Source organism: Burkholderia sp. WSM2232, from assembly GCF_000472545.1.
GTDB lineage: Bacteria > Pseudomonadota > Gammaproteobacteria > Burkholderiales > Burkholderiaceae > Paraburkholderia.
The window spans coordinates 1-14,127 of sequence record NZ_AWZV01000023.1 but is presented as its reverse complement, the minus strand read 5'-3'; the positions used below and the strand labels follow the sequence as shown (position 1 = coordinate 14,127).

Annotated in this window: 9 protein-coding genes; 3 read left to right on the top strand and 6 right to left on the bottom strand. The window is 66.1% G+C overall.

What is annotated here, in order from left to right; translation table 11 throughout:
• Window positions 1-120 precede the first annotated feature (120 nt).
• From F757_RS33900 to deoC, 4 genes are all read right to left on the bottom strand, one after another.
• Window positions 121-1,200 carry an ABC transporter permease gene (locus tag F757_RS33900; protein ID WP_035467289.1) on the bottom strand — a complete coding sequence of 360 codons (1,080 nt, stop codon included), beginning with the start codon at window positions 1,198-1,200 and terminating at the stop codon, window positions 121-123.
• Between the two features lie 93 nt (window positions 1,201-1,293).
• Window positions 1,294-2,265 carry a ribokinase gene (locus F757_RS0120810; RefSeq protein ID WP_027213079.1) on the bottom strand — a complete coding sequence of 324 codons (972 nt, stop codon included), beginning with the start codon at window positions 2,263-2,265 and terminating at the stop codon, window positions 1,294-1,296.
• A 144-nt stretch (window positions 2,266-2,409) separates the two neighbouring features.
• The gene (locus tag F757_RS0120805) at window positions 2,410-4,809 is read right to left on the bottom strand and encodes an aldehyde dehydrogenase family protein (RefSeq protein ID WP_027213078.1); all 2,400 of its coding nucleotides are present in this window, start codon (window positions 4,807-4,809) and stop codon (window positions 2,410-2,412) included.
• A gap of 14 nt (window positions 4,810-4,823) precedes the next feature.
• Window positions 4,824-5,831 carry a deoxyribose-phosphate aldolase gene (deoC, locus tag F757_RS0120800; protein ID WP_027213077.1) on the bottom strand — a complete coding sequence of 336 codons (1,008 nt, stop codon included), beginning with the start codon at window positions 5,829-5,831 and terminating at the stop codon, window positions 4,824-4,826.
• A 460-nt stretch (window positions 5,832-6,291) separates the two neighbouring features.
• Between deoC and F757_RS0120795 the strand changes: the two genes are divergently transcribed.
• From F757_RS0120795 to F757_RS0120785, 3 genes are read left to right on the top strand one after another with little or no spacing between them, the layout of a single operon-like run.
• Complete coding sequence (locus tag F757_RS0120795) at window positions 6,292-6,879, top strand: DUF2760 domain-containing protein (RefSeq protein WP_027213076.1); 588 nt, start codon at window positions 6,292-6,294, stop codon at window positions 6,877-6,879.
• Window positions 6,876-8,735 (top strand): Hsp70 family protein, encoded by a 1,860-nt coding sequence (locus F757_RS0120790; RefSeq protein WP_027213075.1) that lies wholly within the window; start codon window positions 6,876-6,878, stop codon window positions 8,733-8,735. Before F757_RS0120795 ends, F757_RS0120790 begins: the two co-directional genes overlap by 4 nt.
• Window positions 8,732-11,809: an Hsp70 family protein gene (locus F757_RS0120785; protein WP_027213074.1), complete on the top strand. Its 3,078-nt coding sequence runs from the start codon at window positions 8,732-8,734 to the stop codon at window positions 11,807-11,809. Before F757_RS0120790 ends, F757_RS0120785 begins: the two co-directional genes overlap by 4 nt.
• Window positions 11,810-11,942: 133 nt before the next feature.
• Here F757_RS0120785 and F757_RS0120780 read toward each other — a convergent pair whose 3' ends face one another.
• Both F757_RS0120780 and F757_RS0120775 read right to left on the bottom strand, forming a co-directional pair.
• Window positions 11,943-13,418 carry a DUF1254 domain-containing protein gene (locus tag F757_RS0120780; RefSeq protein WP_027213073.1) on the bottom strand — a complete coding sequence of 492 codons (1,476 nt, stop codon included), beginning with the start codon at window positions 13,416-13,418 and terminating at the stop codon, window positions 11,943-11,945.
• 454 nt (window positions 13,419-13,872) lie between these two features.
• The coding region (locus tag F757_RS0120775) for an IS3 family transposase (RefSeq protein WP_027213072.1) at window positions 13,873-14,127 on the bottom strand (255 nt) is incomplete at its 5' end.

Here is a 14,127-nt window from a genome sequence, read left to right as displayed (position 1 = left end):
GCCGTGTCAGCCGTCGCGAACAGGGAGGGCACCCTGCTCGCCCTGGTTGTTACGTTGATCGTTACGTTGATCGTTACCTTGATCGTTGCCTTGCCTTGCGCTCACGCGCTAATGCCGACGCTATGGCTTGCGTGCACCGCCGTTAGCGCCAGCGGCGCTTCCCGCTGCCGGGCCGGTCGTCGGGCTTGCCCCACCGCCGCCGAAGCCGAAAATCGCGCGCAAGCGTTCGCCGCCCGCAAACGCCAGCGACAGGAGCAGCAAAAAGCCCCACGCGCAGTCGCCGAAAAACTGCGAGACGCCGAGCAGATTGAAGAGGCTCGACAGAAACTGCAGCACCGTGGCCGCGAAAAACACGCAGACGATGCGTCCATAACCACCCGCGGGATTGACGCCGCCCATCACCGCGATGAGGATCGCGATCAGCAGATACGAGTTGCCATAGTCCCATTTCGCGCTCGACGTATGAGTCGCGCTGATCAGACCGGCGAGCGACGCGAGCACGCCGCAAATCGCGTAAGTCGTAATGAGCATGCGTGCGCGCGGAATGCCGGCATAGAACGCAGCCTTCGGATTCGTGCCCATCAGATAGAGACGCAGGCCGAAGGGGCTGCGCCTTAACAGCCAGCCGAGCAGAATCACCGCGGCAATGAAGATGCAGAACGCAATCGGCACCTGCAACACCGTGCCGTTGCCGATGTCCGACAGTGGCTCGACATAATCGACATGTACTGAGGCGCCGTTGCTGATTACCACCGCGAAGCCGGTGAAAAGCAGTTGCGTGCCGAGCGTGCAAAGAATCGGCGTGAGCCTGAGGCGCGCGATCACGACACCGTTGAGCAGGCCGCCCAGCAAACCCATGGTGAGCACGATCGCGCAAAAGAGCGACGTGTACAGCAGCGGCGCTTCGTCAGCGTTGACGAAGCGCGGCACCACGATGGCCGCAACCATGCCCGAGAGATTCGCGAGCCCGACACCGGAGAGGTCGATGCCGCCGTTTCCCGACACCATCGAAAGCATGATGCCGAGCGCGAGCAGACCGAGTTCGGGAAGCTGGCCGCCCATCGACTGTAGGTTGTCGATGTCCACGAACTGGCCGTGCGAGAGCCACGTCGCAACCAGCACGACGAGCACGTTGACGATCAGAAGGAAATTCAGTTGCCGGTCGGCAAAAAGTTTTCCCGCAGCAAACGAAGACTTCATGGCGCTCATGATCTCCTGACACTGCATTGCACTGTACTGCACGTTAGCGCGCGACGACACCGCACTGCGCGAACCCGGAACTGCCCGAGCGCCTTACGACACCTGCGCGGCCTGACCGGACTCGCTGTACTCGCTCAACACCTGGTTGATTTCGGCGAGCGTCGGCATGGAAGGCGCCGTGCCCGCGCGCGTGACCGAGATGCCCGCGAGCGCGCAGCCAAAGCGCATCGCCGAGACCGGATCGTCGCCCCGTGCGAGTGCGGCCGCAAAGCCGCCGGTGAAGCCGTCGCCCGCGCCCGCCGTTTCCACCACGGCGCCGCAGCGAAACGCGGGCAGCCAGACCGACTGGGTTGCGTCATGCAGCAATGCGCCGCCTTCGCCAAGCGTGACGATCACCGCGCCAACGCCCTTGGCGAGCAGCACGTCGGCTGCGCGGCGCGCATCGTCGACATTCGCGATGGGCACGCCGGTGAGCGCAGCCGCCTCGCTTTCGTTCGGCGTGATGTAGTCGCACAGCGGGAACATGTCGTCGTCGAGCGGCATGGCGGGCGCGGGATTGAACACCGTGACGACGCCATGCTTGCGCGCCACTTCCAGGCCGCGCCGCGCGGCCGCGAGCGGCTGCTCCAGTTGCGTGACGAACACGCGCGCGCTCGCAATGTCGGCTTCTATCGCGTCCACGTCGGCGGCGCCAAGCGTGCCCGCCGCGCCCGCCGCGACGATGATTGCGTTCATGCCGGTGGTGTCGTCGACGAAGATATGGGCCGCACCCGTCGCGACGCCGCGCAACACCGACGCGCGTGCCGTGATGCCTTCGCGCACCCACGTTGCCTGCGCGATGGAGCCGAACGCGTCGTCGCCGATGCGCGTGCAGAACACCACTTCGGCACCGGCACGTGCTGCAGCCACCGCCTGATTCGAGCCCTTGCCGCCGGGCCCCATCGCGAATGCCGAGCCCGCAATGGTCTCGCCGATCAACGGCATGCGCGCCGCGCGAAAGGTCAGGTCCGTCACGTAGATGCCGAGAATGACGACACGTCCGCCCGCCTGCTGCTGTGCGCTCATGACCCGAGCCCTCCGCGCGCGGCGCGCATCGCGTGGCAGCCCGGCGCGCGCGGATGCCCCGCGTTCGTCAACGGCAAGAAGTCCAGATTGTTCGGCACGTTGTCTCCTCCATGTTTTGATTGACGTGCATTCGCTGCTGCTCGGTCAATCTCCGTACGGTATCCAGATGTTCTTCACTTGCACCGCCTCACGCAGGAACGGCCTGCCTTCGCTTGCACGGCCGAACCAGTCGAACTGCTTTCCGTAGTCGGTGAAGGTGCGCTTCAGGTTGCCGACCGACAGACGCTCGACAAGCGCGGAGTCCGCCGCGTTGCCGAAACACCAGACGGCATCCACATCGTCGTGGCTCGCCAGCGCCGGCAGCAAACCGGCGCGCGCGCCCGTGACGATGTTGACCACGCCGCCGGGTACGTCGGACGTCTCGGCGACCTGATAGAAATCGGTCGCCGTGAGCGCCCCCGCCTCGCCCGGCAGCACCACCACGCGATTACCCATCGCAAGCGCGGGGGCCACGAGTGAAACGAAAGCCAGCAACGGCGCTTCGTCCGGACACGCAATGCCGATCACGCCAAGCGGTTCGTGCATGGCAAGGGCGACACCGCGCAGCGGCGGCGTATGCACGGCGCCGTCGAACTTGTCGGCCCACGCCGCGTAAGCGAAGAGTCGTGTGACCGACGCTTGCACTTCGGCACGCGCCGCTTCGGGCGCAGCGCCATTGCGCATGCAGAGCCGCTGCGCGAATTCGTCCGCGCGCACCGCCAGGTTTTCCGCAAGATAGAACAGCACCTGCGCCCGGTTATGCGTGCTCGCCTGCGACCACTTGTGCGCCGCGCGCGCCGCTTCCACCGCGTTGCGAATGTCCTTGCGATTGCCCGCGCCCACTTCGCCGACCGGCGTGCCGTCCGGCGCATGCACCGTCAGCGAATAGCCGCTGTCGGGCCGCACCTGCTTGCCGCCTATGAACAGCTTGGCCGTGCGGTCGATCGACACGATGTTCGGCGCGTCATGCGCTAACTGCGTGCGCTGGCTTGTCTGCTGCGTGGCGTCCACCGTGCGGCGCTTCGGAAGATTGAGCCACGCGCGCGGTTTCAGATATTCGTAAATGCCCTCACGTCCGCCCTCGCGTCCGTAGCCCGACTCGCGGTAGCCGCCGAAGCCGACCGCCGCGTCGAACAGATTCGTCGCATTGATCCACACGACGCCCGACGCGAGCCGCGGCGCGACGTCGAGCGCCCGGCCGATGGTCTCGCTCCATACGCTGGCGGCGAGCCCGTAGCGGGAATTGTTGGCAAGCGCGATGGCTTCGTCGGGCGTGCGAAAGCTCATCGTCACGAGCACCGGCCCGAAGATTTCCTGCTGCGCAAGAATGGATGCGGGCGCAACGTTCGTCACGAGCGTGGGCGGATAGAAACAGCCAGCGGCGGGCAACGCGCATTCTTCGGCCTGCCAGACGGTGCAGCCTTCGCGCCGTCCGCTTTCGACAAGCGAGCGGATCCGCTCCAGTTGCACTGTATCGACGACCGCGCCCATGTCGATGTTCTTGTCGAGCGACGGCCCCACGCGCAGGCTCGCCATGCGGCGCTTGAGCTTCGCGATGAAACGCGCTTCGACGCCTTCCTGCACGAGAAGGCGCGACCCCGCGCAGCAAACCTGCCCCTGGTTGAACCAGATCGCGTCGACCACGCCTTCGACGGCGGCGTCGAGATCCGCGTCGTCAAATACGATGAATGGGGACTTGCCTCCGAGCTCGAGCGTCAGCGATTTGCCGGAGCCCGCCGTGACCGAGCGGATTTGCTTGCCGACTTCAGTGGAGCCGGTGAACGCAATCTTGTCGACCTGCGGATGTTCGACGAGCGCCGCGCCCGTCGTGCCGTCGCCGGTCACCACATTGAGCACGCCCGCGGGCAGCCCGGCGCGATGCGCGAGCTCCGCGAACAACAAGGCGGTGAGCGGCGTGTACTCGGCAGGCTTCAGCACCACGCAATTGCCGGTTGCGATAGCCGGCGCGATCTTCCACGCGAGCATCAGCAGCGGAAAATTCCACGGCACGATCTGGCCTATCACACCAAGCGGTGCGTAGTCCGCGAACTCGCTGTCCTGCAACTGCGCCCAGCCCGCGTGATGCAGCAGGTGGCGCGCGACGAGCGGCACGTCGATATCGCGCGTCTCGCGAATCGGCTTGCCGTTGTCCAGCGCTTCGAGCACCGCGAAGAGCCGGCTGTGCCGCTGCACCATGCGCGCAAGCGCATACAGGTGCCGCGCGCGTGCCGCGCCGCCGAGCGCTGCCCACCCCGGCTGGGCGGCGCGCGCAGCGGCGACCGCCGCGTCGATGTCCGCAGCGTCGCCCAGCGCGATCTCGGCGAGCCGCTCGCCGCTTGCCGGCGCGTGGGACACGAACCGCGCGCCGCTGGCCGGCGCATGCCACGCACCGCCGATGAAATGCCCAAAGCGCGCGTCATGCTGCGCGAGCCATGCACGCGCGGGCTGGTCGTCTTCCGACGCGGGGCCGTACTCCATCGAAGAAAAATACTCCGCTACGCTCATGGGTTGGTCTGTTTTCAGGCTACGGGGTGACGGTTGAAAGCGGAATAACGGCCGCTCACGTGGTGTTCGAGTTGCCGCTCGATATCGGCGAGCAGGCTCGACGCGCCAATGCGCAGGAGCGCCGGTTCGAGCCACGCCCGGCCGAGCTCTTCCTTCATCAGGATCTGATACGCGAGCACCGACTTGGCGCTCGACACGCCGCCCGCGGGCTTGAAACCGATCGCGACGCCGGTGCGCTCCTGATATTCGCGGATCATGCGCACCATCACGAGCGAAACGTCGAGCGTCGCGTTCACGCCCTCCTTGCCCGTCGACGTCTTGATGAAGTCGGCGCCGGCCATCATGCAGACCATCGACGCGCGCGCCACGTTCGACAGCGTGCGGATATCGCCGGTCGCCAGAATCGCCTTCAGATGAGCGGGGCCGCAGGCCGCGCGGAACTCGCGCACTTCGTCGTAGAGCGCCTGCCAGTTGCCGGTCAGCACATGTTCGCGCGTGACGACGATATCGATTTCCGCCGCGCCGTCCGCGACCGAAGCCTCGATCTCCTTGAGCTTGAGCGGATGCGGAATCAAGCCGGCCGGAAAACCCGTGGACACTGCCGCCACGGGTATGCCGCTGCCTTCGAGCGCATCCACGGCGGCGGCGACGAACCGGTGGTACACACACACCGCGCCCGTGGCAATGCGCTCCGAGCCCATGCCGAGCGCGTCCAGAAGGTCCGCGCGCACCGGCTGGCGCGCCTTGGCGCACAGACGCCGCACGCGGCCCTCGGTGTCGTCGCCGCTGAGCGTGGTGAGATCGATGCAGGTGACGGCTTTCAGCAGCCACGCGGCCTGCGCATCTTTCTTGACGGTGCGGCGCGTGGTCAGGGTGGCGCAGCGCCGCTCGACGGCCGACTGATTGACGCGCAAGCCGTCGAGCCACGCGGCGTCGAACGGCATGCCGGGGTTGCGCACCGGATGAACGAGCGGCCCGCCGCGCAGCGCGACGACCGATGACGACGGGAAAGAATCAGGCATGAGACGTCCGGAATGAGCACATGGCACGACAACGGCCGGCGAATGAGTGAGTCGTATGCTACTCCGCTTTGAGAGGATTATCACATCGTCTACGGGTAAATCCTCACATTTCGCGCTGAAGGCGCGCGCGGCGGGCTGCCCGCTGTGATAAGCGATGTGAAATCGCGATGTAAAGTTCACAAAACGCCTGGCGGCGCCCGGCAAGGCCGCTCGTCGCCGCCAATCTCCCCGCGTTCGCGCGCGAGAATGTGCGGGTTTGCCCTCAGCGGGCGCGTCACAAGGCAAAATACGGGTTTGCGCGCGCCTCGCGCCGCTCGTGGCGGCGCACTGCGCCGTTGCTGACGGCAACACTGGTTCTGGCCTCATGCGTATTGCACGCGGGCGCCGTGGCTATCGACCTCGCGCGCCCGCTCCGGACACAGGACAGCTCGTCCTCTAACAGAGCATCTCAGGAGCATTGATGAACGATTCGAACCCATCCTTCCTCGGCAGGATCTCGCTGGCTGTCGGCGCCTTTTTCCGCATTCTCGGCGACGGCGACTTCGCCGCCGCGGTACTGCGCGTGCGTGACGGCGCCGCGCCTGCGCACACCGCGACGCAAGCGCCGGCACCCTCGTCAGCACCCGCCCCCGCACCGACCGCCGCACCCGCGCCGGTACTCAAAGAGGCGAGCCCGGATGCCGCATTGCAACTGCTGGGTCTGTTGCAACGCGACGCGCGCTTCATCGACTTCGTCGAGGAAGAAATCAGGCATTTCAGCGACGCCGATATCGGCGCCGCCGCGCGCCTCGTGCACGAAGGCTGCCGCGCGACGCTGCGCGAGCACTTCACGATCCGTCCGGTGCGCGACGAAGCCGAAGGCAGCCGCGTAACGCTGCAGGAAGGTTTCGACGCAAGCGCGATCCGCCTGACGGGCAATGTCGTCGGCAAGGCGCCGTTTGTCGGCAACATCAGCCACCGTGGCTGGCGTGTCGACGAAGTGCGGCTGCCGAGGCTCGCCGAAACCCACAACGCGAAGGTGATTGCGCCGGCCGAGGTGGAGCTATGAGCGGCGCGCGTTATTCGATCGGCATCGACCTGGGCACGACGCACTGTGCGCTGTCCTATGTCGACACCAGCGCCAGCGACGGCGAGAGGACCACGCTCGCCGTGCTGCCCATCGCCCAGTTGAGCGGCCCCGGCGCGATTGCCGATCTCGATCTGCTGCCCTCGTTCCTGTATCTGCCGCATCCGGACGAACTCAGCGCCGGCGATCTGCATTTGCCGTGGACCGGCGAGCGCGACTTCGCGGTCGGCGAGTTTGCCCGCAGCCGCGGCGCGGCGACGCCGATCCGGCTCGTTTCCAGCGCGAAGAGCTGGCTGTGCCATCCGGGCGTGGACCGGCGCGCGGCGATCCTGCCGAACGATGCGCCGCCCGAAGTCGCGCGCGTCTCGCCGCTCGAAAGCTCGGTGCGCTATCTCACCCACCTGCGCGAAGCGTGGGACCACGCGCATCCGGACGCGCCGTTTCGCGACCAGGACATCACGGTGACGATTCCCGCGTCGTTCGACCCGGCCGCGCGCGAGCTGACGGCGGAAGCCGCCGAGGCAGCGGGCTACGGCCGCATGACGCTGCTGGAAGAACCGCAAGCCGCGCTGTATAGCTGGATCCAGAAGAGCGGCGGCCAATGGCGCAAGCAGGTCAAGGTGGGCGACATCATCCTCGTGGTGGACGTGGGCGGCGGCACGACCGACCTCTCGCTGATCGCGGTGGTGGAGCGCGAGGGCAATCTCGAACTGCATCGGGTGGCGGTCGGCGAACACATTCTGCTCGGCGGCGACAACATGGACCTCGCGCTCGCGCACGTGGTCGCACGCAAGCTGGCCGCGCAAGGCACCCAGGCCGACGCGTGGCAGTTGCGCGCACTCACCTATGCTTGCCGCTCGGCGAAAGAAACGCTGCTGAGCGACCCGGCCACCGACACCGTGCCGCTCATCGTGCCGAGCCGCGGCTCGAAGCTGATCGGCGGATCGATTCGCACGGAACTCACGCGCGCCGAGTTGACACAGACAATTCTCGAAGGCTTTTTCCCACAGGTGGAAAGCGCCGCGCGTCCGGTGAGCCGCACGCGCGCCGGCCTCACGCAGCTCGGCTTGCCGTATGCGCAGGACGCGGGTATCACGCGGCATCTGGCGGCGTTTCTCGGCAAGCAGGTCGGCGCGCTCGCCGATCTCGAAGGACTGCGTCCCGTCGCGGCCGAAGCGTCGGCGCACGAAGCGAGCTTCCTGCATCCCACGGCGGTGCTGTTCAACGGCGGCGTGTTCAAGTCGGCGCTGCTCGTCGAGCGCATCATGGGCACGCTCAACGGCTGGCTTGCCGCGGAAGGCGCGGCGCCGGCGCGTCTGCTCGAAGGCGCCGATCTCGATCTGGCCGTCGCGCGCGGCGCCGCCTATTACGGCTACGTGCGGCGCGGCCAGGGCGTGCGAATTCGCGGCGGCACCGCGCGGGCCTACTACATCGCGATCGAATCGGCGATGCCGGCCGTGCCCGGCATGGAGCCGCCCATTCAGGCGCTGTGCGTCGCACCGTTCGGCATGGAAGAAGGCACCGAAGCCGAGCTGCCCGCGCAGGAGTTCGGGCTGGTGGTCGGCGAGCCGGTGCACTTCCGCTTTTTCGGCTCGTCGGTGCGGCGTCACGATCAGGTGGGCACGCTGCTCGACTTCTGGGGGCCCGACGAACTTCAGGAGCTTGAAGAAATTCAGGCGACCCTGCCTGCGTCGGGCCGCACGGCCGGCGAAGTGGTCCCCGTGAAGCTGCACGCGCGCGTGACCGAAGCGGGCACGCTCGAACTCGAAGCCGTGCCCCGCGGCACGGACGAGCGCTGGAAAGTCGAATTCGACGTGCGCGGCAGCGTCAATGCATGACTGACATGAAGCGGTACTGCGTCGGCATCGACCTCGGCACCAGCAACACGGTGCTCGCGTATGCCGAGGCCGGGGCGCGGGAGATTCGCGTCTTCGGCATCGACCAGCTCGTCAGTCCCGGCGAAGTTGCCGAACGGCCGCTGCTGCCCTCGGTGCGGTATCACCCGGCGCCGGGCGAGCTCGATCCAGCTGATCTGCTGTTGCCGTGGAGCGCGGCGCAAGGTGCCGCCGCAGCGCCCGCGCACGCTGGCCGCGCAAGCGGTTCGGGGCCAGGCGCGGGAATGTCCGGCGCGCCGGCCCAAGGCGCTGCCGAGGCAGCGCCTGCCGTCATTGGAAGACTTGCACGGGTGCTCGGTGCGCAGGTGCCCGGCCGCCTCGTGACCAGCGCGAAAAGCTGGCTCTCGCATGCGTCCGTCGACCGCGTCGCGCCGATCCTGCCCTGGGGCGCCGCCGACGACGTCCACAAGGTCTCGCCCGTCGAAGCCAGCGCGAGCTATCTCGCGCATGTGCGTGCGGCATGGAATCAGCGCTTTGCCGAGGCGCCGCTCGAACATCAGGACGTGGTGCTCACGGTGCCCGCCTCGTTCGACGAAGGCGCGCGCGCCCTCACCGTCGAGGCGGCGCGCATGGCCGGGCTGCCCGCGTTGCGCCTGCTCGAAGAACCGCAGGCGGCCTTTTACGACTGGTTGTTTCACCATCGCGAACGCCTTGCCGAAGAACTCGCTCATACGCGCCTCGTGCTGATTTGCGACGTGGGCGGCGGCACCACGGACCTCACGCTCATCGAAGTGAGCATGGCCGATGGCGAGCCACAGCTCACGCGTATCGGCGTGGGCAACCATTTGATGCTGGGCGGCGACAACATGGACCTCGCGCTCGCGCATCTGGTCGAAGCGCGGCTCGCGGGCGGCGGCGAGCGTGCCCGTTTGTCGGCGGCCAGCCTGTCGCAACTGGTCGAGCGCTGCCGGGCTGCGAAGGAACAGTTGCTCGGAGCCGACGCGCCCGAGTCTGCGGCGATCACGCTGCTTGGCGCGGGCTCGAAGCTGGTCGGCGGCGCGCGCAGCGCCCGGATCACGCGCGAAGAAGTGGAGCGCGTGATCGTCGACGGATTCTTTCCGGTGGTCGGGTCGCATGAGCGGCCTGGCAGGCCGCGCGGCGCGCTTGTCGAATTCGGTCTGCCCTATGCGACGGACGCCGCCGTCACGCGCCATATCGCGGCTTTTCTGAGCCGGTTCGACGCGCAATCGCGCAAGGCGCTGGGCGCAGACGTTGGCGATGGGAGCGCGAGCGGTACCGGGCATGGCCACGCGGCGGGGGCTGCGGCCTCTTCCACATCGTCCAGCGCTGCGGGGAGCCTTGGGGCCGCGAGCGACGCACCGCCGCCCCTTCCCGTGCCCGACACGCTGCTGCTGAACGGCGGCGTGTTCCGTGCGCAGCCGCTGCAGCAGCGACTCGCCGAGACGTTGGGCGCGTGGCGCGGCGAGCCGCTCAACGTGCTGCATAACGACAATCCCGACGTCGCCGTCGCGCGCGGGGCCGTCGCCTACAGCCTCGCGCGCGCGGGCGGCGCGCCGCGAATCGGCGGCGGCTCGCCGCGCAGCTACTTTCTCGTACTGGACGAACCGGCGCGGGGCAGCCAGGAACCGCACGAACCGCATAGACAGCACCACTCGCACGAACCGCACCAACCGCAGGAACAGCACGAACAGCACAAGGCGGACAATGGCCCCCCTGCGCAACGCGGCATCTGCCTGCTGCCGCGCGGCACCGAGGAAGGCCACGAAATCCTGATCGCGGAACGCACGTTTGCACTGCGGCTCGGGCATCCGGTGCGCTTTCACCTCGTGTCGTCGAGCGCGGACACGGTGTATGCGCCCGGCGAGCTCGCGGACCTTTCGAGCGGCGACTTCGTGCGCCTGCCGCCCATCGCCACCATCGTTGCGCCGCGCGGTGCGGGCAATGCCCGCGAGCGAGCGGTGCGCATCGCCACCTCGCTCACCGAGGTCGGCACGCTCGAAGTGCACTGCATCGACCGGGACAATCCCGCCGAGCGTTGGCTACTCGAAGTCCAGCTGCGGCGCGAGCACGCGCATGTGACTGTCGCGGACGATGCGGCCAGCGCGCGGCATGCGCGGCTCGACGAAGCCATCGAACACATCGACCGGTCGTTCGGTGCGCGCTCGCAAAACGTCGATAAAAAGGAAATCAGGCGCCTGCGCTCGCAGCTCGAACATCTGCTCGGCCCGCGCGAGACGTGGAACAGCGCGCTACTGCGGGAACTGTTCGGCGCGCTATGGGAACGCGCGAAGCGCCGCCGACGCTCCGCGGACCACGAGCGGCTCTGGCTGAATCTGGCCGGCTACTGCGTGCGCCCGGGCTTTGGCTACCCGCTCGACGAATGGCGCGTCGAGCAACTGTGGTCGCTGTTCGACGACGGTATTCAGTACGTCCAGGAAAGCCAGGTCTGGTCGGAATGGTGGACGCTGTGGCGCCGCGCCGCAGGCGGCCTCGACGAAACTGCGCAGTTGCGCGTGCTCGACGCGATGACGTATCTGCAAGCAGCGGCGCAGTCGCGTCACAAGCTGCCGTTCGACGTGTCGAAAACCGGTATTGCCGATATGGTTCGCCTGAGCGCGTCGCTCGAACGTATTCCCGTGGAGCGCAAGGTCGAGCTCGGCGAGTCCGTGCTCGCGCGTTTGCAAAAGCCTGCCGAAAATCACCAGACCTGGTGGGCTGTCGGACGGATCGGCGCGCGCCAGCCGTTTTATGGCAGCGCGCATAACGTCGTGCCGCCCGAGGTCGCGAGCAGGTGGCTCGATGCGATACTTGCGCTCGACTGGAAGAAGGTCGACCCGGCCGCGTTTGCCGCCGTGCAGATTGCACGCATGACAGGCGACCGTTCGCGCGATCTGCCGGACGAGACGCGCGAAGCTGTGATACGCAGGCTCGAAGCGACCAACGCGCCGCGCGCGTGGATTGCGATGGTCGGCGAAATCATCGAGCTCGACAATGCGGACGAAGGGCGCGTGTTCGGCGAATCGCTGCCTGCCGGGTTGAAGCTGATTTCGGAGTGAGCGGTTCGGCGGGAAGAGCTTGCTGAGCGCGCCGGATGCCAGGCTATCTTGCGCAACACCAATGGCGGGCCGACGCAAGCCTGCGAACGTGGTGACACCGCAGACCTAGGACGACGCTCGACCCTGTGTGCGATTACCGGGCAAGCAACACGGGTGGCGGAGCCCACGAGCCGTCGACGATCCCCGTCTTGGGCCAATAGGCTCGCAGGTATAGCGAAAACGGTGCGCCGGCCGGTGCCGGGAGCCAGTTCGTCTCCCGGTCGGCACCGGGTGAATCTGCCTGCACGTAGATGGTCAGCGAGCCGTCTGCATTGAGCTTCAGGTTCCGGTTCTTGGTGCCGAGCGAGTAACGCTTAAGGCGGTTCGGCACAAAAAAATGAGCCTCGTCGTACAGGGTCAGCGACCAGAAGCCGTCGACGGGCGGCGTCTGGCCTTTGGGAAAAGTGACCACGTAGCGATTCGCACCGGAGAGCCGCTGGCCGTTGGCATCCAGGTCCTGGTACAGGTACTTGGTCTCTGTCTGCGCATTGACGAGTATGTTCGACTTGGCCACCGCCGTGCGAGTGAAGTAGTCCGTGCCGAAAGAGGCGTTGTTGGCGGTCGAGCTCCAGTGATTGCCCGCTGGCCGGCCCCAGTTGCGGAACTGCAGGAGCGGGTCGATGAGCTCGTGCTCGGTCTTGACGGCCTCGTCAATCATCGCGCGCTTGAGCGCGGGGTCATCTTTCGCTGCGGCGAGTACCGCATTGATTTGCGCGTAGCGTGCTTCTTCGCCCGGCAATGGTGGCGAGTCCTTCAACACGAGGGGCAATTCGTCGAAGAACTTCTCTGGCAGGACCCATTTGGTCTCGCCGGAGCTGTCATCTCCGGTTGGCGACTTGAGCGCAGGTAAATTGCTCCAGTCGCGCCGCTTGGGCTTGCCGTCGAATTCCGACAATGGGTAGATGTCGATCCCGGCAAGCGCAGGCTGAATGGCGACGCGGTCCTCCGCAGTGTCGTCCATGAACACCCGCGGGACCACGAAGGCCGTGTTGGTGCTGGACCGGAATACTTTCGTAATACCGGCCGGGACCTTGCCCTTCCAGTCTGGGCCGACCAGCAGATAGAATCCCGGTCGCGTGCCGTACATTGAGCCTAACTGCGCGAAGCTGTCGGTTCGCGTATTCACGATCTGATAAACCCAGAAGCGGGTTCCAAAATCAGGAATCTGCACGACGACGGGCGTCTCGTCCAACGCTGCAATACCCGCGCCGTAAGCGACGTCCTGATTGGGACAGGCAACCCAGCGCTGCTCCGGCTGAATGTAGTCGTGCAACATGGCAAGCCGATTCAGCGGCGCGTAGGGAAGCGTGCCGTTCATCAAACCGACTTTGGGCGCCTGCTTGAACGCAAGCCGGCGGTTGTAGATGTTGACCATCGGCCAAGCCCAGAAGTAAGTGTCGCGCGCAACCATCCGGGCGTAGCTCTCGGTGACCCGGACACTCGTATCGGGACCGACTGGCATCGCCTCGTTCCAGCCAGGCGACGGCGCGACAGCACCGGCATGCGCCACGCTGGCAACGGTCAGTAATGCGCAAACGCCGGCAACAATAAGTTTCTTCTGGGTGTTCACAATCGCTCCCTTCTTCAGAAAGAGCCGACATGGGCTCGGTTGGTATGCCCAACCAGCAAAACGTAAATAGCAGGCCCGTTGACTACCGTCTAGCGGACGATAGTTCCAAACGCCAGCCATTACCCCGCGGCGGATCACGGCCCAAGTCCGGATAGCCGTTCGTGCCGCGCAGTACGGCGTGCCACGCAGTACGGCGAATATAACGATACTCACTTGGGCGGGCAATTCGCCCCCCTCTTTTCAGGGGGCGATGGCGCGAACATTATGTGCGATTGTGTCGGGCGCGCGGACGGTCATTGAATCAGGAGCTTGCTGGGATCGATTGTTCGCAGCCTTCAATGAGGCCTGAGTTTGTCGTCGGTAGTCGTGTGATCCCTCGCCTTCCCAGCGAATCTGCGAAAAAAAACGGCGCCCAAAGGTGAACTGACCCCGTAAAGTTGGACAGTTTGGTCGGCTAGGCTGTTGAGGGCTGAGTTCTGTACATCACGGGACTCAGCCCTTTCAATTTCAGCTTGATGCGCTTGTGGTTGTAGTAGTGGATGTACTGTTTGATGCCGGCCTTCAGTGCATCGATGCTTTCGAACCTGTTCAGGCGGAAGAACTCCGACTTAAGGGTGCCAAAGAAGCTTTCTATCGCTGCGTTGTCGTGGCAGTTTGCCTTGCGCGACATACTCTGGGTCAGGCCACGTTGATCGAGCATCCTCCGGTA

Excerpts from the sequence above, each read along its gene's own strand:
- F757_RS33900 (WP_035467289.1), bottom strand. The coding sequence starts at position 1,200 with ATGAAGTCTTCGTTTGCTGCGGGAAAACTTTTTGCCGACCGGCAACTG.
- F757_RS0120810 (WP_027213079.1), bottom strand. The coding sequence starts at position 2,265 with ATGAGCGCACAGCAGCAGGCGGGCGGACGTGTCGTCATTCTCGGCATC.
- F757_RS0120805 (WP_027213078.1), bottom strand. The coding sequence starts at position 4,809 with ATGAGCGTAGCGGAGTATTTTTCTTCGATGGAGTACGGCCCCGCGTCG.
- deoC (WP_027213077.1), bottom strand. The coding sequence starts at position 5,831 with ATGCCTGATTCTTTCCCGTCGTCATCGGTCGTCGCGCTGCGCGGCGGG.
- F757_RS0120795 (WP_027213076.1), top strand. The coding sequence starts at position 6,292 with ATGAACGATTCGAACCCATCCTTCCTCGGCAGGATCTCGCTGGCTGTC.
- F757_RS0120790 (WP_027213075.1), top strand. The coding sequence starts at position 6,876 with ATGAGCGGCGCGCGTTATTCGATCGGCATCGACCTGGGCACGACGCAC.
- F757_RS0120785 (WP_027213074.1), top strand. The coding sequence starts at position 8,732 with ATGACTGACATGAAGCGGTACTGCGTCGGCATCGACCTCGGCACCAGC.